Raw genomic sequence first — 19353 nt, forward strand, 5'->3', positions numbered from 1 at the left:
CCCCAGCCCTGTCCCGCCCCCCTCCGGAGGGGAGCCGCGGAAGCTGCGCGTCGCCGTCGTCTTCGGCGGCCGCAGCTCCGAGCACACCATCTCGGTGGTCACCGCAGGCGCGGTGCTGCGCGCCATCGACCGCGAGAAGTACGACGTGCTGCCGATCGGGATCACAGGGGACGGGCGTTGGGCGCTGACCGCCGACGAGCCCGACCGGATGGCCATCGCGGGCCGGGTGCTGCCCAGCGTCGAGGGCCTCGCCGAGTCCGAGGACGGCTCGGTCCTGCTCCCGGTCGAGCAGGGCAACCGCGAGGTGGTCTACGCCGAGCGCGGTGCCCAAGGCGCTCGGCGAGGTCGACGTGGTCTTCCCCATGCTGCACGGCCCCTACGGCGAGGACGGCACCCTTCAGGGGCTGCTCGAACTGTCCGGCGTGCCCTATGTGGGCGCGGGAGTGCTCGCCTCCGCCGTCGGCATGGACAAGGAGTACATGAAGCGGGTGTTCGTCTCCTTCGGGCTGCCGGTCGGCCCGTACGAGGTGATCCGCCCCCGCGAGTGGGAGAAGGACCCGGCCGCCGCGCGCNNAGCCCGCGCGCGCGGGCTCGTCCATCGGCATCTCCAAGGTCGACGACATCTCCGGCCTGGAGGAGGCGATCGAGGAGGCGCGGCGCCACGACCCGAAGATCGTCGTCGAGGCGCTGCTGCGCGGCCGCGAGATCGAATGCGGGGTGCTGGAGTTCGAGGACGGCCCGCGGGCCAGCGTGCCCGCCGAGATCCCGCCGGTCTCCACCCACGACTTCTACGACTTCGAGGCGAAGTACATCGACTCGGCGGACGGTGTGGTGCCCGCACCGCTCACCGAGGAGCAGACCGAGCGGGTGCGGGAGCTGGCGGTGCGGGCGTTCGAGGCGGCGTCCTGCGAGGGCCTGGTCCGCGCGGACTTCTTCCTGCTGGACAGCGGCGAATTCGTGATCAACGAGATCAACACCATGCCCGGCTTCACGCCCATCTCGATGTACCCGCGGATGTGGCAGGAGAGCGGGGTCAGCTACCCCGAACTGGTGGACCGGCTCATCCAGGCCGCGCTGCGCCGCCCGACAGGGCTTCGCTAGCCGGCCGACGGTGCCATGGCCCCGGGCGCCGCGCCCGGGGCGGGCGGGGGTCGGATCACGCCCTCCGGGCTCAGACCACGCCTTCCGGCACGGTCTTCTTGACGGCGCTCGCCAGATCGACAAGCGGGTTGACCTCCGGCGCGTACTTCCCGGGCACCGTCACCTCGACGTACGCCTTGCGCAGCACGGTCGTGAAGCGGTAGCCGTCGTCCTGCTGCTCGGGAAGCCACCGCACGCCGTTGACCTCGGCCGAGGGCGCGTAGGGGTTGTAGTGCTCGGTGCCGGCCGTGAGCTCGGCGGGCTTGGCGACCCCGCAGCGCAGCTTTATGGCGGGGTCGCCCCAGGCAGCGGTCAGCTCCGAGGCGGGCTTGGGGGTGCGCTGCTTCAGCCCTTCCACGGTCTTGGGAAGTTCCTTGTGCAGCGCCCGGCACAGCGTGGCCATCTCCGCGGGCGGCTTGGGAACCGTGAGCGAGAGCGAGCCGTCCGAACCTCCGATGAAGGAGCACCCGGCCGCCGACAGCACGAGCAGCGCCGCGGCGGCGGACATGGAGACGATCCTTCGGGTGGGGCTACGGTGTGCGGAATTCACGGGCCGAGCATACGGGGAGTCACAGATGGACGACGGGGCAGGTCAGGGTCCGCGTGATGCCGTCCACTTGCTGGACCTTCGCGACCACCATGCGGCCGAGTTCATCGACCGTCTCGGCCTGAGCGCGCACGATGACGTCGTACGGCCCGGTGACGTCCTCGGCCTGTATCACTCCAGGGATCTTGGCGATGACGTCGGCGACGGTCGACGCCTTGCCGACCTCGGTTTGGATCAGGATGTACGCCTGTACCACGGAACCTCCAGGGCGGCTACGAGGATCATGTGGGGAGAAGGGACGCCACGGTACCGCGTCGCCGAGCGGCGCGGGGAGACCCGCGCGGCGTGCGCGGCGCGGCGGGCAGAGAGCGACAAGTGCGAAGGGGCAATGGGATGAAGGGCACCGTGGGCGAGTTGGGGGAGTTCGGGCTCATCAGAGAGCTCACCTCCCGGCTCACCACCACCCCGGCGGTACGGCTCGGGCCCGGCGATGACGCCGCGGTCGTGGCCGCGCCGGACCGGCGGGTCGTGGCCAGCACGGACGTACTGCTGGAGGGACGGCACTTCCGCCGCGACTGGTCCACCGCCTATGACGTCGGCCGCAAGGCCGCCGCCCAGAACCTCGCGGACATCGCGGCGATGGGCGCGGTGCCGACCGCGCTGCTGCTGGGCCTGGTGGTGCCCGCCGAACTCCCGGTGACCTGGCCCGCCGAGCTGATGGACGGCATCCGCGACGAGTGCCAGGTGGCGGGCGCGGCCGTGGTGGGCGGCGATGTGGTGCGCGGCGAGACCATCACCGTGGCGATCACCGCCCTGGGAGATCTGCGCAACAACGAACCGGTCACCCGGTCCGGCGCCCAGCCGGGCGATGTGGTCGCGGTCACGGGCTGGCTCGGCTGGTCGGCGGCCGGCCACGCGGTGCTCTCCCGCGGCTTCCGCTCGCCGCGCGCCTTCGTCGAGGCGCACCGCAGGCCGGAGCCGCCGTACCACGCCGGGCCTGCGGCCGCCGGGCTCGGCGCGACCGCCATGACCGACGTCAGCGACGGACTGGTCGCCGACCTCGGGCATATCGCGGAGGCCAGCAAGGTCCGTATCGATCTGCGCTCGGGGGACATCGACATCCCGTCCCAGATGTCCGACATCGGGCAGGCGGTGGGCGTCGATCCGCTGCAGTGGGTGCTCAACGGGGGCGAGGACCACGCCATCGTGGCGACCTTCCCGCCCGATGTGAAGCTGCCCGCCCGCTGGAAGGTGATCGGCGAAGTGCTCAACCCCTCGGCGCTGCCGCAGGTGACCGTGGACGGCGCGCCCTGGCCGCATGCGGGCTGGGACCACTTCGGCAAGGACAAGAACGCCGACTAGAAGCGCCGACTAGAAGCGCCGACTGGAAGCGCCTGTCGGCCCGTGTGGATCGCCGAGTAGATTCAGCGACATGGCGACTTCCCCCGCATCCCCGCCGCGCACACCCGTGGCCCCGCCACGCGTGCTCACCGTCGCCGGATCCGACTCCGGCGGCGGTGCCGGTATCCAGGCCGATCTGAAGGCGATGCTGGCCCTCGGCGTACACGGTATGAGCGTGATCACGGCCGTGACGGCACAGAACTCGCTGGGCGTGAACGGCGCGTGGGAGCTGCCGGCCGAGGCCGTACGGGCCCAGTTCCGCAGCGTCGTCGACGACATCGGGGTGCAGGCGGTCAAAACCGGGATGCTGGCGTCCGCCGAGCTCGTCGACACCGTCGCCGGGCTGCTCGTGGACGTCTCCGCCCCCGTCGTGGTCGACCCGGTCGGGGTCTCCAAGCACGGCGACGCCCTGCTGGCCACCGAAGCCCTCGACACGGTCCGTACGCGGCTGCTGCCGGTCGCGACGGTGGCCACACCCAACCTGGACGAGGTCGCCCAGCTGACGGGCGTGGAGGTGGCCGCGGAGCGGGATCTGCGGCGGGCCGCCGACGCGATCCTGGAATTCGGCCCGCGGTGGGCGCTGATCAAGGGCGGCCATCTGGAGGGCGACGCGGTCGATCTGCTCACCGACGGCACCGAGGAACACTGGCTGCGCGCCGCCCGGCACGACAACCGCCATACGCACGGCACGGGCTGCACCCTCGCCGGCGCCATCGCCTCGTATCTGGCGCTGGGGGCGGACGTGCCGCGGGCCGTTACGGCGGCCAAGGAGTACGTCACGGGCGCGATCGCGGCCGGGTTCCCGCTGGGCAGGGGGATCGGCCCGGTCGATCACGGCTGGCGGTGGCGCTGACGGCGCGGCGCTGAAAACGCCCGCGGGACAGGGCCAGGTTTCAGCGCTGAGAGCACGCAAAAGGGCATGCGAAAAGCCGGCCCACCACAAAGGTGGACCGGCCCGGCAACCGGAAGGTCGCACTCGACACGCGCTCGGGGTCACCCCCGAACGCGCGGGAAGTCAGCGCGAGACCTTGCCGGCCTTGATGCACGAGGTGCAGACATTGAGCCGCTTCGGGGTCCGACCGACCACAGCGCGCACCGTCTGGATGTTGGGGTTCCAACGACGGCGGGTGCGGCGGTGCGAGTGCGAGATGTTGTTGCCGAAGCCCGGCCCCTTGCCGCAGACGTCGCAGTTGGCAGCCACGGGTTACTCCAAAGACGGGTCAACCCCGCTGGCGCGAGGAGACAGACACTTACGGTGAGCCCCGGCTTGCCGGGATCGTGAACGATCGGCGGTGCCAGGGGAACGGCCCGATTCGCATCGGGCAACCGGAGCAGCATACAACGGCCGATCCGCTACCCCGAAATTACCATGACCCCCGGGCCACTGCCGCGGGTGGCGACTACCCTGCGATGACGGTCCCGCCCCCTGCCCTCCCGAGGAGGACGTACGTGCCGCACACGCTCGACGCCGATGCGGTACGCACCTGGTGCGGTCTGGCGCTGGACGCGCTCGGCCGGGCCCGCGAGGAGATCGACGCGATCAACGTCTACCCGGTCGCGGACGCGGACACCGGCACCAACCTCTACCTGACCGTCGAGTCCGCCGCCCAGGCCGTGACCGCCGCCTTCGACGGCCATGCCGCCGCCCCAGGGCCCGCCGCCGGCCCGAGCCTGCCCGAGGCGGTGCGCGCCATGGCCCACGGCGCCCTGATCGGCGCACGCGGCAACTCCGGCACGATCCTGGCGCAGCTGCTGCGCGGCATGGCGGACGTCCTCGCGGACGGGGACGGCGAGACCGGTGCGGCCGCAGGCCCTCATGGCGAGGCGGACGGCCTGCGCCGGGCCCTGCGGCGCGCGGCCGAACTGGCCTACCGGGGCGTGGCCCACCCGGTCGAGGGCACCGTGCTGACCGTCGCGCGGGCCGCGGCCGACGCCGCCGCCCGCACCGAGGGCGACCCGGTCGCGGTGGCCCGCGCCGCGTACGAGGGCGCCCGCGCCGCCCTGGAGGCCACCCCCGCCCAGCTCGGGGTGCTCGCCCGCGCCGGCGTCGTGGACGCGGGCGGCTACGGCCTGGTGGTGGTCCTCGGAGCGCTCGCCGAGGCCGTATCGGGCCGACCGCCGGCCGCCGGCCCCTCCGCCACCGGACCCGTCGCCACCGGACCCGTCGCAGCCCCCGAAGGCTGCCCGGCGGCCGGGCACGCGGCCACCACCCACGGCTCCGTGGGCGAAGGGCCGGGCGGCGGACCCGCCTTCGAGGTGATCTATCTGCTGGAGGCGGACGAGACGGCCGTCGCCCGGCTCCGTGACCGGCTGGACGCGCTGGGCGACTCCCTGGTGGTCGTCGGCGGCGACGGACTGTGGAATGTGCACGTCCATGTGGACGACGCGGGCGCGGCCGTGGAAGCGGGCATCGAGGCGGGCCGCCCGCACCGCATCCGCATCACCCACTTCGGCACGGCCGCCGCCCGCCGGGTCCACGCCGACGAGCCCTACCCCCGTCCCCGTACGGAAGACACCGGGAAGCGGCCGGACCGGCCGGGCGCCCAGGAGCCCCCCGGCGCCCGCACGGACCGCGCGCCGCGCGCCGTGGTCGCGGTGGTCCCCGGCGAGGGCCTGGCCGCGCTGTGCGCCGAGGCCGGTGCGACCACGGTCGCCGCACGGCCCGGGGAGCGCCTGGCCGCCGGCGAGCTGGCCCAGGCCGTACGCCGGGCCCGCGCCCGGGAGGTCGTCCTGCTGCCCAACGACGCCGAACTGCGCCACACGGCCGCTGCCGCCGCCGCCCAGGCCCGCGCCGAGGGCGTACGGGTGGCGGTCATCCCCACTCGCTCCCCGGTCCAGGGCCTCGCCGCGCTCGCTGTGCACGAGCCGGGCCGCAGCTTCGACGAGGACGTCGTGGCCATGACCTCCGCCGCGGGCGCCACCCGCTACGCCGAACTGGCCGTCGCCGAGCGCCAGTCCTGGACCATGGCCGGGGTGTGCCAGGCGGGCGACGTACTCGGGCTGATCGACGGCGATGTGGCGGTGATCGGCGACGGTCTCGCGGGCACCGCCGAGACCGTGCTGGACCGGATGCTGGCCGCGGGCGGCGAACTGGTCACGCTGGTGGTCGGCGCGGACGTCCCCGACGGCGTCGCCGAGCACCTGGAGCGCCACGTACGGGACGGGCACTTCGCGGTCGACACGGTGATCTACCACGGCGGCCAGCCGGGCGTGCCGCTGATCATAGGCATCGAATAGGCATCGAAATAGTCAGCGCGGCCCGCGCATCCCGGGGCAGGGTGGCCCCGCTTGTCAGTGCGGTGGTGTGCAATGGACAGCGTGCCCGCGCTGGATGAACCTCTGAAGAAAGTGCTCGGCGGCAACACCGCGAAGGTGATGGCCGACCACCTCGACCTGCACACGGTCGGCGATCTGCTGCACCACTACCCGAGGCGGTACGCCGAGCGCGGCGAGCTGACCCGGCTGTCCGACCTGCCCCTGGACGAGCATGTGACGGTCGTCGCGCAGGTCGCCGACGCCCGCGTGCACAAATTCGACCGCGGCACCAAACAGCGCCTGGAAGTCACCCTCACCGACGGCAGCGGCCGCCTCCAGCTGGTCTTCTTCGGCCGCGGGGTCTACACGGCGCAGAAGGAGCTGCTGCCCGGCCGGCGGGGCATGTTCGCGGGCAAGGTCGGCGTCTTCCGCAATGTGCGCCAGCTGGCCCACCCCGCGTACGAAATGCTCGGCAAGGACGACGGCGCGGCGGCCGTGGAGGCGTGGGCCAACCAACTGCGGCCGCTGTACCCCGCCTGCGCCCAGCTGGAGTCCTGGAAGATCGAGAAGGCCGTCGGGACGCTGCTCGACAGCCTGGAGGCCACCGGCTGGGACGGCCTGGTCGACGCGCTGCCCGAGAGCCTGCGGCTCGGCCGCGGTCTTGCCGAGCTCCCCGAGGCGCTGCTGAAGATCCACCGGCCGCGCACCAAGACGGATATCGCGGTGGCCCGGGACCGCCTCAAGTGGGACGAGGCCTTCGTGCTCCAGGTGGCCCTCGCCCGGCGGCGCCACGCCGACGCCCAACTGCCCGCCGTGCCGCGCGCCCCGGCCGAGGGCGGCCTGCTGGACGCCTTCGACGCGCGGCTGCCGTTCACCCTCACCGAAGGCCAGCAGAGCGTCAGCCGGGAGATCTTCGCCGACCTCGCCACCGACCACCCCATGCACCGGCTGCTTCAGGGCGAAGTCGGCTCGGGGAAGACCATGGTCGCGCTGCGCGCGATGCTGGGCGTCGTGGACAGCGGGGGACAGGCCGCGATGCTCGCGCCAACCGAGGTGCTCGCGCAGCAGCACCACCGCTCGATCACCGAGATGATGGGCGACCTGGCCGAGGGCGGCATGCTGGGCGGTTCCGAACAGGGCACCAAGGTCGTGCTGTTGACCGGCTCCATGGGTGCCGCGGCCCGCCGCCAGGCGCTGCTCGACCTGGTCACCGGCGAGGCCGGGATCGTGGTCGGGACCCACGCGCTGATCGAGGACAAGGTCCAGTTCCACGATCTGGGCCTGGTCGTCGTCGACGAGCAGCACCGCTTCGGCGTGGAGCAGCGCGACGCCCTGCGCTCCAAGGGCAAGCAGCCTCCGCATCTGCTGGTGATGACGGCCACCCCCATCCCGCGGACCGTCGCCATGACCGTCTTCGGCGACCTGGAGACCTCCGTCCTGGACCAGCTGCCGGCCGGACGCTCCCCCATCGCCTCCCATGTGGTGCCCGCGAAGGACAAGCCGCACTTCCTGGCGCGGGCGTGGGAGCGGGTGCGCGAGGAAGTGGCGGCCGGCCACCAGGCGTACGTGGTGTGCCCGCGGATCGGCGACGACGAGGAGGACGAGCCCAAGGGCGCGGCGCGCAAGTCCGCCAAGCCGCCCGTCAAGTCCCCTGAGGACGAGGCCGAGAAGCGGCCGCCGCTCGCGGTCCTCGACGTCGCCGAGCAGCTCGCCAAGGGCCCGCTGCGGGAGTTGCGCGTGGAGGTGTTGTACGGCCGGATGCAGCCCGAGGCCAAGGACGAGGTGATGCGCCGCTTCGCCGCGGGCGAGGTGGACGTCCTGGTCGCCACGACGGTCATCGAGGTCGGCGTCAACGTCCCCAACGCCACCGCCATGGTGATCATGGACGCCGACCGCTTCGGCGTCTCGCAGCTGCACCAGCTGCGCGGCCGCGTCGGCCGCGGGTCGGCCGCCGGGCTGTGTCTGCTGGTGAGCGAGATGCCGGAGGGCAGCCCCGCCCGCGCCCGGCTCGGTGCGGTGGCGGCCACGCTGGACGGCTTCGAGCTGTCCCGGATCGACCTGGAGCAGCGGCGCGAGGGGGATGTGCTGGGACAGGCCCAGTCCGGGGCGCGCTCCTCGCTGCGGGTGCTCGCGGTCATCGACGACGAGGAGGTCATCGCGGCGGCCCGGGAGGAGGCGGCGGCGATCGTCGCGGCCGACCCCGAGCTGGCCGGATACCCGGAGCTGCGTACGGCGCTGGACGCGTTCCTGGACGAGGAGCGCGAGGAGTACCTCGACAAGGGCTGACAGGGCGCACCGACCGGGACGCCATATTGTGGAGGGGCAGCGGCCTCGTACGGCCCGCCGCTGCCCCCTCCCACCGCGAAGGACTGCGTCACCGATGACCCGCGTGATCGCCGGATCCGCCGGCGGCCGCCGCCTGGCAGTGCCGCCGGGCAACGGCACCCGACCGACCTCGGACCGGGCCCGCGAAGGTCTCTTCTCCACCTGGGAGTCGCTGCTGGGCTCGCTGCGCGGGGCCAGGGTGCTCGATCTCTACGGCGGCTCGGGCGCGGTCGGCCTGGAAGCGCTCTCGCGCGGCGCGGAGCATGTGCTGCTGGTGGAGTCCGACGCGCGCGCCGCCCGCACCATCCGGGCGAACGTCCGGGCGCTCGGCCTGCCCGGTGCCGAGCTGCGCACGGGCCGGGCCGAGCAGGCCATCGCCGGACCGGCCCCCGAGAGCGGCCCGTACGACGTGGTGTTCCTGGACCCGCCGTACGCGGTCGCGGACGAGGAGTTGCGGGAGATACTGCTCACACTCGCCGGTAACCGGTGGCTCGCGCCCGATGCTCTGGCCACGGTGGAGCGGAGCACGCGAGGCGGAGATTTCGGATGGCCTGCCGGTTTCGAGGGCTTGCGGGCCCGTCGCTACGGCGAGGGCACGCTTTGGTACGGTCGCGCCGCCTCGACGTGCGACAACGCGTCATGACCGGACCTGAGAGCGAGGAACCACCAGTGCGCCGCGCAGTCTGTCCGGGGTCCTTCGACCCCGTCACCAATGGGCACCTCGACATCATCGCCCGTGCGTCCAAGCTGTACGACGTCGTCTACGTCGCCGTGATGATCAACAAGTCCAAACAGGGCATGTTCACCGTGGACGAGCGGATGGACCTGCTCCGCCAGGTCACCGCCGAGTACGGGAACGTATCGGTGGAGTGCTTCCACGGCCTGCTCGTGGACTTCTGCAAGGAGCGCGAGATCCCAGCCATCGTCAAGGGGCTGCGGGCGGTCAGCGACTTCGACTACGAGTTGCAGATGGCCCAGATGAACAACGGCCTTTCGGGGGTGGAGACGCTGTTCGTACCCACCAACCCCACCTACAGCTTCCTCTCCTCCAGCCTGGTCAAGGAGGTCGCGACCTGGGGCGGGGACGTCTCCCATCTGGTGCCCCCGGTGGTGCTCGATGCCCTGACCGAGCGGCTGGGCCGGCCCTGACCCGCTGACGGCCGGGCCGACGGGTGTCGGGCGGGGCCCGCTGGCCGTACAGTCGTGCCCGGCCGTTCCAGGCCGCCCTGTTCGTTGCGTCAAGTTCCCTCAAGTTCCGTCAAGTCCGTCAAGAGAGAGTGGCGAGCACCCAAGGTGGACGTGCAGAAGAAGCTCGACGAGATCGTCGACACCGTCGGCAACGCCCGGTCCATGCCCATGTCGGCCTCGTGCGTGATCAACCGCGCCGAGCTGCTCGCCATGCTCGAAGAGGTGCGCGCCGCTCTCCCCGACTCCCTCGCCCAGGCTCAGGACGTGATCGGCGGCCGTGAGCGGATGGTCGAGGAGGCCCGCCAGGAGGCCGAGCGGATCATCCAGTCCGCGCACGCCCACCGGGGTTCGCTGGTCTCGGACACCGAAGTCGCCAGGCAGTCCCAGGAGGAGGCCGACCGGATCCTGGAGGAGGCCCGCCGGGAGGCCGAGGAGATCCGCGCCGAGGCCGACGACTACGTCGACTCCAAACTCGCCAACTTCGAGGTCGTGCTGACCAAGACCATCGGCTCCGTCGACCGCGGCCGCGAGAAGATGCTGGGCCGCGCCGTGGGCGGGGAGCAGGACGGGGCGGCGGGGCAGCTGGAGGAGGGCCCGGAGCGCAGCGCCGACCCCCAGACGCTGCAGCTGCGCGCCGACGAATACGTGGACACCAAGCTCGGCGCGGTCTCGGCGGTGCTCAGCAAGACGCTGGAGGCGGTCGGCCGGGGCCGGCAGAAGCTGCTCGGGGCCCGGGCGATCGACGAGCTGGGCGCTCATCTGGCCGCCCAGGACGCCGCCACCCCGCTGGGCCACCGGACCAGCGACGACGACTTCCTCGCGGATCTCGCCCAGTCCCAGGTGCAGCCGCCCACGGCGCGGCCCGAGGCGGCGCCGGACGCCTCGTACTACGCGGCCACGGCCGGATATCAGCAGCAGGACGCGTACGGCTACCAGCAGCAGGGTTATGTCCAGCAGCAGGACCCGTACGCGGCGGCCCAGGGCGGATATCAGCAGCAGGACGCGTACGGCTGGCAGCAGCAGCCCCAGGGCTACGACCCGAGCGGCTACGCCCCCGAACAGCAGTCCCCGCACCAGCCTCAGCAGCAGCTCGAGCACCAGCCGCATCAGCAGCCCCAGCTGCCGGCCGCGGCCCTCGACGAGACCAGTCTGTTCGACACCAGCATGATCGACCTGGACCAGCTGCGTCAGTACGAGCAGGGCCGCTGAGCCCGGTCGCCGGGCCCAGGCCCGGCACCGGAGGCGCCCAAGCCCTCGCATCGGGGGCGGATTGGGTCTATGGCGGCCGGTCCAGTATCCTGGCTGTTCGGTCGCGAGTACGTCCGCGATCCTGGCTGCCCGTTTCGTCGTATCAGCGTCGGGTGGCCTGCCGCAGCCGTAGAAAGCAGGAAGCCCTGAACGCCCGCCTAGACCACCGCGCCCCTCTCGTGTTCGACACACGCGAGCTGGGCCGTCGTCCTGGTGCGCTCAAAAGGCTCTCCCGTTCGGTCCCGGCCCCCAAGGACCTCGGTATCGAGGTCATCGGGGTACGGGAGGGCGTGACCGTGGAGCTCGACCTCCGCCTGGAGTCGGTCATGGAGGGTGTGCTTGTCACAGGCACCGCCCGTGCACCGCTGACAGGGGAGTGCGTAAGGTGTCTGGAGCCGCTGGAGCGGGAGCTCGGAGCGGACTTCCAGGAGATGTACTCCTACCCCGACGCCGATGACCGGAGCCGCCACGCGGACGCCGGCGACGACGCCGAGGAGGAGGACACGCTCTTCCTCGAGGGCGACCTGTTCGACCTCGAACCCGTGCTGCGGGACGCGGTGGTGCTGGCACTGCCGCTGCAGCCGGTGTGCCGGGAGGACTGCCCCGGGCTGTGCGCCGAATGCGGAGCGCGGCTCGCGGAGGACCCCGACCACCATCACGACGCCGTCGACATCCGTTGGGCGGCGCTGCAGGGACTCGCCGAGGCCACCTCGGACGGCGAGAAGGACAACGCACCCCGCTCGCGCGGGGTTGACTCACAGGAGAAGTAGCCGTGGCTGTTCCGAAGCGGAAGATGTCGCGCAGCAACACGCGCCACCGCCGGTCGCAGTGGAAGGCTGCGGTCCCCACCCTGGTGGCGTGCGAGCGCTGCCATGAGCCGAAGCAGCAGCACATCGCGTGCCCGAGCTGCGGCACCTACAACCGCCGCCAGGTCCTCGAGGTCTGATCGGCGGGTGACAGGCTCTATGTCGGACGCCAACACGACTCCCCGCAAGCGAGCGGGAGAAACGGCCCAGGCGGACACGGCCTCGTCCCACACGATTCTGGAAGGGCGGCTCGGGTATCAGCTCGAGTCCGCCCTTCTGGTGCGTGCGCTGACCCACCGCTCCTTCGCGTACGAGAACGGCGGGCTGCCCACCAACGAGCGACTGGAGTTCCTGGGTGACTCCGTGCTCGGCCTGGTGGTCACCGACACGCTGTACCGCATCCACCCCGACCTGCCCGAAGGCCAGCTGGCCAAGTTGCGGGCCGCCGTGGTCAACTCGCGCGCGCTGGCCGAGGTGGGGCGCGGCCTCGACCTCGGCGCCTTCATCCGGCTCGGCCGGGGCGAAGAGGGCACCGGGGGACGGGACAAGGCATCCATCCTGGCTGACACCCTCGAAGCGGTGATCGGCGCCGTCTACCTCGACAAGGGGCTGGACGCTGCCGCGGAGCTGGTCCACCGGCTCTTCGACCCGCTGATCGACAGGTCCTCGAACCTGGGCGCGGGCCTGGACTGGAAGACCAGCCTCCAGGAGCTGACCGCCACCGAGGGCCTCGGGGTGCCGGAGTATCTGGTCTCCGAGACCGGACCCGACCACGAGAAGACCTTCACGGCTGCCGCCCGCGTCGGTGGTGTCGCGTACGGCACCGGCACCGGCCGCAGCAAGAAGGAAGCCGAGCAGCAGGCGGCAGAGGCCGCCTGGCGCGCGATCCGCGCCGCGGCGGACGAGGCCAAGGCCGAAGCGGCCACGGCCGAGGGTACTGCCGCGGCCTCGGACGGCGAGGCCGCCGATACGGCCCCGACGGCACACTGATCCAACCCTCCTCGCCCTCCCCGCGACCGAGTCCCGGTCGCGGGGAGGGCGAGGGCGTCGGCCAAGGAGGCCCCCGTTGCCCGAGCTGCCTGAGGTCGAGGTGGTCCGCCGCGGTCTGGAGCGCTGGATCAGCGGCCGTACGGTCGCCGAGGTGCAGGTGCTGCACCCGCGCGCGGTGCGCCGCCACCTCGGGGGCGGGGAGGACTTCGCCGCCCGGCTGAAGGGGCGCCGCGCCGGGGTGGCCCGCCGCCGCGGCAAGTACCTGTGGCTGCCGCTGGAGGACGCCGACGAGTCGGTGCTGGCGCACCTCGGCATGAGCGGCCAGCTGCTCGTCCAGCCACACGGCGCCGCGGACGAGAAGCATCTGCGCATCCGGGTCCGGTTCAACGACTCCATAGGCACCGAACTGCGCTTCGTCGACCAGCGCACCTTCGGTGGCCTCTCGCTGCACGAGACGGTCGAGGGCGCCGCGGACGGGCTGCCGGCCGCGATCGCGCATATCGCCCGCGACCCGCTGGACCCGGCGTTCGACGAGGCCGCCTTCCACACCGCGCTGCGCCGCCGCCGCACCACCGTCAAGCGGGCGCTGCTCGACCAGTCGCTGATCAGCGGGGTGGGGAACATCTACGCCGATGAGGCGCTGTGGCGCGCCCGGCTGCACTACGACCGGCCGACGGCCACCCTCACCCGCCCGCGCAGCGTCGAACTCCTCGACCATGTGCGCGATGTCATGAACGCCGCGCTGGCGGTCGGCGGCACCAGCTTCGACTCCCTCTACGTCAATGTGAACGGCGAGTCGGGCTACTTCGAGCGCTCCCTGGACGCGTACGGCCGGGAGAACGAGCCCTGCCGCCGCTGTGCCACGCCGATGCGCCGCCGCCCGTGGATGAACCGCTCCAGCTACTTCTGCCCGCGCTGTCAGCGTCCGCCGCGCCCGGCGGCCCCGGCGCGTCCGGCGGCCCCGGCGCGTCCGGCCGTGGCGCCCCGCACCGCGGTGCCGCTCTCCTCGTCGTAGCGCGCCTGGGCGGTCAGCACCTCCGGCATACGCTCCTCGACGAGGCAGATCAGCGCCAGCAGCCGCTCGGCGACGGCGTGGCCCAGCGGGGTCAGCTCGTAGTCCACGCGCGGGGGGTTGGTCGGCTGCGCCTCACGGTGCACCAGGCCGTCGCGCTCCAGCGCGTGCAGCGTCTGGGACAGCATCTTCTCGCTGACGCCGTCGACCCGGCGGCGCAGCTCGTTGAAGCGGAAGCTGCCCTCCTTGAGCGCCCCCAGGGTCAGGCCGCCCCACTTGCCGGTGATGTGCTCCAGCGTGCCGCGGGATGGGCAGACGCGGGCGAACACGTCGAAGGCCAGGTCGTCGCTCTCCATGGCATGACCCTACTGCAACGCAGCGCCAACCGAGGGGCTGCGCTTTCTCTGGGTTAGTGGACCCCCGGCGCGGCGCCCTCGCCGCCTGAGCGGGAAGGGCGAGGGCGTACCGGCTCGGCTCGTGGCCCTGGGCTCAGGACCGGCTCAGTAGCCGAAGTCCTGCGTCCACCAAGGGCCGTCGCCGTCCCCGAAGTTCACACCGACACCCAGGGTCTTGTAGGTGCAGTTGAGGATGTTGGCGCGGTGGCCGGCGCTGTTCATCCAGGAATCCATCACGGCCTGTGCGTCCTGCTGGCCGCGGGCGATGTTCTCCCCGCCCAGGTTCAGGATGCCGACCTGCTCCGCCCGCTCCCAGGGGGAGTCGCCGTCCGGGTCGAGGTGGTCGAAGAAGCCCCGCAGGGCCATGTCGTCGGTGAAGTCCTGCGCCAGCTGGCCCAGTTTCGGGTCCGCGGTCACCGGCTCGCAGCCGACCTTCGACCTCTCCTGGTTGACCAGCGCCAGGACCTGCCGGGCGGCGGTCTTCTCGGCCTTGTCGGAGTTCCCCGGTGTGTTGGGGTCCTCGCTCTGGCCGGGGGGAGTGGTGGGCTTCTGGGACGAGGAGGAGCCCTTGCCGCCCGAACCTCCGTTCCCCTTGCCGTTCCCGTTGCCGTTCGCCTTCCCGTTCCCGTTGCCCTTTCCGTTCCCGTTCCCGTTCGCCTGGCCGGAGCCCGAGGAGCCCGGCTGCTTCGAGGGGGTGGAGGGCGTGGCGGAGGGCTTGCCCGGGGTCTTCGAGGGGGTGGTGGACGGCGCCTGCGGCCGGTCGTTGCCACGGTCCGCGGGAGTTGTACCGCGGTCCACCGGCGCCGTCGAGGGGGAGCCCTGCGTCTCCAGGGCGGAACCAGGCGGGGCGTCGGCGCGCACGCCTCCGGCCGGGTCGTTGCTTCCGCTAAGGGTCGGACCTCCCGGCAACAGCCCGGTGGCCATGGCAACCGCGCCTACCGCGACGGCGGCGGAAACACTCAGCAATCCGGTCCGCACCGGTGCCAGATGGCTTCGGCGGGCTCCCCGGTGGCGCCCTTCGCCGGGAGCGGGGGGTGTCGGCGCGGATCCGGGGGCAGATCGTCGATGGCGGCCCATCTCCTGCCTTCCTTGCAAGATCGGGGTCACATGCGTCACTCGTACGGGTGAGTACTGCGTTGAGCCGGGACTGTACGCCATCGCGGGGGTGGCTGCGGTGTCCAGGGAGCAAATTGCTCCGCTAGCGTGCCGGCTATGAACGAGAGAGTGCGCCTCACCGCGTGGGTCCGCGGCCGAGTCCAGGGGGTCGGTTTTCGCTGGTTCACCAGGGCAAACGCGCTGCGCATCGGAGGGCTGTCCGGGTTCGCCTCCAACCTGTCCGACGGACGGGTCCAGATCGTCGCCGAAGGCGAACGCATGAACTGCGAACAGCTGCTCGACTGGCTGCGGAGCGACGACACGCCCGGCCGCGTCGACGGTGTGACCGAGATCTGGGACACACCCAAGGGCGGCTACGAGACCTTCGAGATCCGCTGAGCCACCCCGCCGCACCCGCCCGCCGTGACCCCTCGCCGGGCGGGCTTTTTACACCGCGCGTGAGTGGAAAGAGGCTGATGGTTGCCAATGCGGCCGGTCCGTGGAAGGCTGCCGCGTAAGGGATGATCCCTTCGCTTTGACGGCCTGATCAATGCGGGCTCGGCGCTTCTCGCCGCTCGATATGCCCCCGGCCGCAGGGTCCCGTCGGCCTGTGATCGTGTTGACCCTCAAACCATTTGGTGAGACGCTGGAAGCCCCGCGCACCTTAACTGTTTGCCACTCAGCACGGTAGTAACGGCAGGCATCGCGGGTGCGAAATCCCTCACGACCCACCACCGCTTCGGTCGGTCACTCAGTGTGGAGGACCATCCATCATGGCAAAGGCGCTTCTCGGTTACGTCGGCGGCTCCGACCCCCGAGTCCTCGCCGAGATGCGACGGCTTCAGCAGCGCGTCCAGGACCTCGAATCCGAGCTCATTCGGATCCAGGCCGAGAACGACGCTCTGTCCGCCGCCGCTCACCACGGCGACTCGCTGCTCGAAAGCATCGACGTACCCCAGGCGGAGCCTGCGCTCGCCTGACCCGGCTTCCGGGCCGGTCGGGCTGCACCGTCAGCCGCTTGAGAATCTGCAAGGGACGCCGACGGCGTCCCTTCGTCGTTTCCGCGGCGGCCGGCCGCGTTTCCCTTACCGTCTGATGTGCCCCACCCCCTCAGCGGTGAAACCGAGAAGAAACCGCGAGAACGCGAAGAACCGAGAAACACTGAGAAACACCGAGAGAAGCTCAGAGAAGCCGAGAGAAGCCAAGGGCGACCTCGTGGCGCCACGGCCGATGGGCGGTGTCGGCTGAGACACGGGAGGTAGAGTCCAAAGGCGTGCATCTCAAGAGCCTGACCCTCCGAGGCTTCAAATCCTTCGCCTCCGCCACGACGCTCCGCTTCGAGCCGGGTATCACCTGCGTCGTCGGCCCCAACGGTTCGGGCAAGTCCAATGTCGTGGACGCGCTTTCCTGGGTCATGGGGGAACAGGGCGCCAAGTCGCTGCGCGGCGGAAAGATGGAAGACGTCATCTTCGCCGGGACGACCGGCCGCCCCCCGCTCGGCCGCGCCGAGGTCTCCCTCACCATCGACAACTCCGACGGCGCCCTGCCCATCGAATACGCCGAAGTCACCATTACGCGGATCATGTTCCGCAACGGCGGCAGCGAATACCAGATCAACGGGGACACCTGCCGCCTCCTGGACATCCAGGAGCTGCTCTCCGACTCCGGTATCGGCCGCGAGATGCATGTCATCGTCGGCCAGGGCCAGCTCGACTCCGTCCTGCACGCCGACCCGACCGGGCGCCGCGCCTTCATCGAGGAGGCCGCGGGCGTACTCAAGCACCGCAAGCGCAAAGAGAAGGCGCTGCGGAAGCTGGACGCCATGCAGGCCAACCTCGCCCGGGTCCAGGACCTCACCGACGAGCTGCGGCGCCAGCTCAAACCGCTCGGGCGGCAGGCCGCGGTCGCCCGGCGGGCCGCCGTCATCCAGGCCGATCTGCGCGACGCCCGGCTGCGGCTGCTCGCCGACGACCTGGTGACCATGCGCGAGGCACTGCGCACCGAGATCGCCGACGAGGCCGCGCTCAAGCAGCGCAAGGAGACCGCCGAGGCCGAGCTGCGCACCGCGCAGCAGCGGGAGGCGGCGCTGGAGGAGCAGGTCCGGCAGCTGGCGCCGCGGCTGCGGGACGCCCAGCAGACCTGGTACGAGCTCTCACAGCTCGCCGAGCGGGTGCGCGGCACGATCAGCCTGGCCGACGCCCGGGTCAAGAGCGCCACCTCCGCCCCCGGCGAGGAGCGGCGCGGCCGCGACCCGGAGGACATGGAGCGCGAGGCGGCCCGGATCCGCGAGCAGGAGGCGGAGCTGGAGGCCGCGCTTGAGGCGGCGAGCCGGGCGCTGGACGACACCGTCGCACACCGGTCCGAACTGGAGCGCGAGCTGGCCCTCGAGGAGCGCCGGCTGAGGGACGCGGCCCGCGCCATCGCCGACCGCCGCGAGGGGCTGGCCCGGCTGCAGGGCCAGGTGAACGCCGCCCGGGGCCGGGCGGGTTCGGCCCGGGCCGAGATCGACCGGCTGGCCGTCGCCCGCGACGAGGCGCGGCAGCGGGCGGCCGCCGCGCAGGAGGAGTACGAACAGCTCCAGGCCGAAGTGGACGGACTGGACGCGGGCGACGCGGAACTGGCGGAGCGCCATGAGGCCGCCAAGCGGGAGCTGTCCGAGGCGGAGACCGCGCACCGGGCGGCCCGGGAGGCCCTGACCGCCGCCGAGCGCGAGCGCGCCGCGACCGCCGCCCGCCATGACGCGCTGGCCCTGGGGCTGCGCCGAAAGGACGGCACGGGCGCCCTGCTCGGCTCCGCCGACCGGCTGACCGGCCTCCTCGGCCCGGCCGCCGAACTCCTCACGGTCGCCCCCGGCTTCGAGGTCCCCGTGGCCGCGGCCCTGGGCGCCGCGGCCGACGCGATCGCAGTCGAGGACCCCCGGACCGCGGCGGAGGCCATCCGCCTCCTCCGTAAACAGGACGCGGGCCGCGCGGCGCTCCTCCTCGGCGCCCCGGCGGCGGCCGCACCGGCCGGGGCCCACGGGCTGGGCGGTCCGGGCGGTCCGGGTGCCGCGGGCGCCTCGTCCGCGCCCGGGGCCGCGGCGCCGGACGCGCCCGGCGGCCCGACTGCCGGTCAGATCGGCTCCGTACGCCTGCCGCACCCCGCCGAAGGCGGCGCGGACGGCCAGGGCGCGCGCGCGGACGCCGCCGCGGCGGCCGGCGGCGATCCGCACGTCGTTCCGGGCGCCAGACCCGCGGAGCCCGGGGAAGGGACGGCATACGGACCCTCCGCGGAGGCGGACGGGGGCGCGGCCTCCCGCGACGAGCGCCGGGCGGCTTGGGCGGCCGACTCCGTGGCGCTCGGAGAGGTTTCCGCCGATGCGGGCGTGGGCGGTCCGGGAGTGTCGCCGGACGTGGCGGCGGATGAGAGCGGAGTCGCGTACACCGGCCCCGCGACGGATGTCGCGGTCTCCCACCGCGAGGGCCGGGCTGTGTCGGTGGCCGAGACCGCCGGGCCGGACGACGACCTCGGGGCGCCGCGTGCGGCGGAGCTCGTGAGTGGCCCCGGGGGGCTGTTGGCGGCCGTGCGGTGGCTGCTGCGGGACATCGTGGTGGTCGGGACGCTGGAGGACGCCGAGGAACTGGTCGAGCGGCGGCCGGAGTTGACGGCGGTGACCGCCGAGGGCGATCTGCTCGGGGCGCACTTCGCCCAGGGCGGTTCCGCCGGGGCGCCCAGCCTGCTGGAGGTGCAGGCCTCGGTCGACGAGGCGGCGGCGGAGCTGAAGGAGCTCGCCGTACGGTGCGAGGAGCTGACAGACGGGCAGCGGGCGGCGGCGGAGCGGCGGGCCGAGTGCGCGGCGCGGGTCGAGGAGCTGGCGGCCCGGCGCAGCGCGGCCGACCGGGAGAAGTCGCAGGTCGCCCAGTCGCTGGGGCGGCTGGCGGGGCAGGCGCGGGCCGCGGCGGGCGAGGCCGA

18 protein-coding genes and 2 pseudogenes are annotated in these 19353 nt (G+C 72.5%); 15 read left to right on the forward strand and 5 right to left on the reverse strand.

The window, feature by feature from the left end; genetic code table 11:
* Window positions 1-43: 43 nt before the first annotated feature.
* Window positions 44-1101, forward strand: a pseudogene (locus CCN51_RS34545) (D-alanine--D-alanine ligase family protein).
* A 70-nt stretch (window positions 1102-1171) separates the two neighbouring features.
* On the opposite strand, the gene CCN51_RS34550 reads toward CCN51_RS34545, so the two are convergent.
* Together CCN51_RS34550 and CCN51_RS34555 are read right to left on the reverse strand one after the other, a co-directional pair.
* Window positions 1172-1648: a DUF3515 domain-containing protein gene (locus tag CCN51_RS34550; RefSeq protein ID WP_014176097.1), complete on the reverse strand. Its 477-nt coding sequence runs from the start codon at window positions 1646-1648 to the stop codon at window positions 1172-1174.
* A 61-nt stretch (window positions 1649-1709) separates the two neighbouring features.
* On the reverse strand, window positions 1710-1943 hold the full coding sequence (locus tag CCN51_RS34555) for an Lrp/AsnC family transcriptional regulator (RefSeq protein ID WP_014176096.1): 234 nt from the start codon (window positions 1941-1943) through the stop codon (window positions 1710-1712).
* Window positions 1944-2080: 137 nt separating this feature from the next.
* Between CCN51_RS34555 and CCN51_RS34560 the strand changes: the two genes are divergently transcribed.
* Window positions 2081-3049, forward strand: coding sequence for a thiamine-phosphate kinase (locus tag CCN51_RS34560; protein WP_014176095.1), 969 nt, complete (start codon window positions 2081-2083; stop codon window positions 3047-3049).
* Between the two features lie 70 nt (window positions 3050-3119).
* Entirely contained in the window at window positions 3120-3941 is an 822-nt protein-coding gene (gene thiD, locus CCN51_RS34565; protein ID WP_014176094.1) for a bifunctional hydroxymethylpyrimidine kinase/phosphomethylpyrimidine kinase, read from the forward strand.
* Between the two features lie 237 nt (window positions 3942-4178).
* Here thiD and rpmB read toward each other — a convergent pair.
* Window positions 4179-4289, reverse strand: a pseudogene (rpmB, locus tag CCN51_RS60230) (50S ribosomal protein L28); the annotation flags it as partial.
* A 248-nt stretch (window positions 4290-4537) separates the two neighbouring features.
* On the opposite strand from rpmB, the gene CCN51_RS34575 reads away from it, so the two are divergent.
* The 9 genes from CCN51_RS34575 to mutM all read left to right on the forward strand — a co-directional run bounded on the left by CCN51_RS34575 (window position 4538) and on the right by mutM (window position 13915).
* Entirely contained in the window at window positions 4538-6325 is a 1788-nt protein-coding gene (locus CCN51_RS34575) for a DAK2 domain-containing protein (RefSeq protein ID WP_014176093.1), read from the forward strand.
* A 72-nt stretch (window positions 6326-6397) separates the two neighbouring features.
* Window positions 6398-8629: an ATP-dependent DNA helicase RecG gene (recG, locus tag CCN51_RS34580; protein ID WP_014176092.1), complete on the forward strand. Its 2232-nt coding sequence runs from the start codon at window positions 6398-6400 to the stop codon at window positions 8627-8629.
* A gap of 94 nt (window positions 8630-8723) precedes the next feature.
* Window positions 8724-9311: a 16S rRNA (guanine(966)-N(2))-methyltransferase RsmD gene (rsmD, locus tag CCN51_RS34585; protein WP_014176091.1), complete on the forward strand. Its 588-nt coding sequence runs from the start codon at window positions 8724-8726 to the stop codon at window positions 9309-9311.
* Window positions 9308-9817, forward strand: a complete 510-nt coding sequence (coaD, locus tag CCN51_RS34590) for a pantetheine-phosphate adenylyltransferase (protein WP_078610431.1) — start codon at window positions 9308-9310, stop codon at window positions 9815-9817. Before rsmD ends, coaD begins: the two co-directional genes overlap by 4 nt.
* Window positions 9818-9961: 144 nt before the next feature.
* Window positions 9962-11065, forward strand: coding sequence for a hypothetical protein (locus CCN51_RS34595; protein WP_014176089.1), 1104 nt, complete (start codon window positions 9962-9964; stop codon window positions 11063-11065).
* 218 nt (window positions 11066-11283) lie between these two features.
* Window positions 11284-11874 carry a YceD family protein gene (locus CCN51_RS34600; protein ID WP_014176088.1) on the forward strand — a complete coding sequence of 197 codons (591 nt, stop codon included), beginning with the start codon at window positions 11284-11286 and terminating at the stop codon, window positions 11872-11874.
* Window positions 11875-11876: 2 nt separating this feature from the next.
* Window positions 11877-12050 carry a 50S ribosomal protein L32 gene (rpmF, locus tag CCN51_RS34605; protein WP_009714764.1) on the forward strand — a complete coding sequence of 58 codons (174 nt, stop codon included), beginning with the start codon at window positions 11877-11879 and terminating at the stop codon, window positions 12048-12050.
* Window positions 12051-12069: 19 nt separating this feature from the next.
* Window positions 12070-12900, forward strand: a complete 831-nt coding sequence (rnc, locus tag CCN51_RS34610) for a ribonuclease III (protein WP_014176087.1) — start codon at window positions 12070-12072, stop codon at window positions 12898-12900.
* Window positions 12901-12976: 76 nt separating this feature from the next.
* Window positions 12977-13915 (forward strand): bifunctional DNA-formamidopyrimidine glycosylase/DNA-(apurinic or apyrimidinic site) lyase, encoded by a 939-nt coding sequence (gene mutM, locus CCN51_RS34615; RefSeq protein WP_014176086.1) that lies wholly within the window; start codon window positions 12977-12979, stop codon window positions 13913-13915.
* Here the strand turns inward: mutM and CCN51_RS34620 are convergent.
* Window positions 13819-14268 (reverse strand): winged helix-turn-helix transcriptional regulator, encoded by a 450-nt coding sequence (locus tag CCN51_RS34620; RefSeq protein ID WP_014176085.1) that lies wholly within the window; start codon window positions 14266-14268, stop codon window positions 13819-13821. The genes mutM and CCN51_RS34620 overlap by 97 nt on opposite strands.
* Window positions 14269-14412: 144 nt before the next feature.
* A complete protein-coding gene (locus CCN51_RS34625; RefSeq protein ID WP_014176084.1) occupies window positions 14413-15168 on the reverse strand; it encodes a CAP domain-containing protein in 756 nt (251 codons plus the stop codon).
* A 351-nt stretch (window positions 15169-15519) separates the two neighbouring features.
* Here CCN51_RS34625 and CCN51_RS34630 point away from each other — a divergent pair, with 351 nt between their 5' ends.
* From CCN51_RS34630 to CCN51_RS34640, 3 genes are all read left to right on the forward strand, one after another.
* Window positions 15520-15801: an acylphosphatase gene (locus CCN51_RS34630; RefSeq protein ID WP_043486658.1), complete on the forward strand. Its 282-nt coding sequence runs from the start codon at window positions 15520-15522 to the stop codon at window positions 15799-15801.
* Between the two features lie 374 nt (window positions 15802-16175).
* Window positions 16176-16382: a hypothetical protein gene (locus CCN51_RS34635; RefSeq protein ID WP_014176082.1), complete on the forward strand. Its 207-nt coding sequence runs from the start codon at window positions 16176-16178 to the stop codon at window positions 16380-16382.
* A 293-nt stretch (window positions 16383-16675) separates the two neighbouring features.
* On the forward strand, window positions 16676-19353 hold a 2678-nt coding region (locus CCN51_RS34640; protein ID WP_086860496.1), incomplete at its 3' end, for an AAA family ATPase.

Source organism: Streptomyces milbemycinicus (assembly GCF_002154605.1).
Taxonomy (GTDB): Bacteria; Actinomycetota; Actinomycetes; order Streptomycetales; family Streptomycetaceae; genus Streptomyces; species Streptomyces milbemycinicus.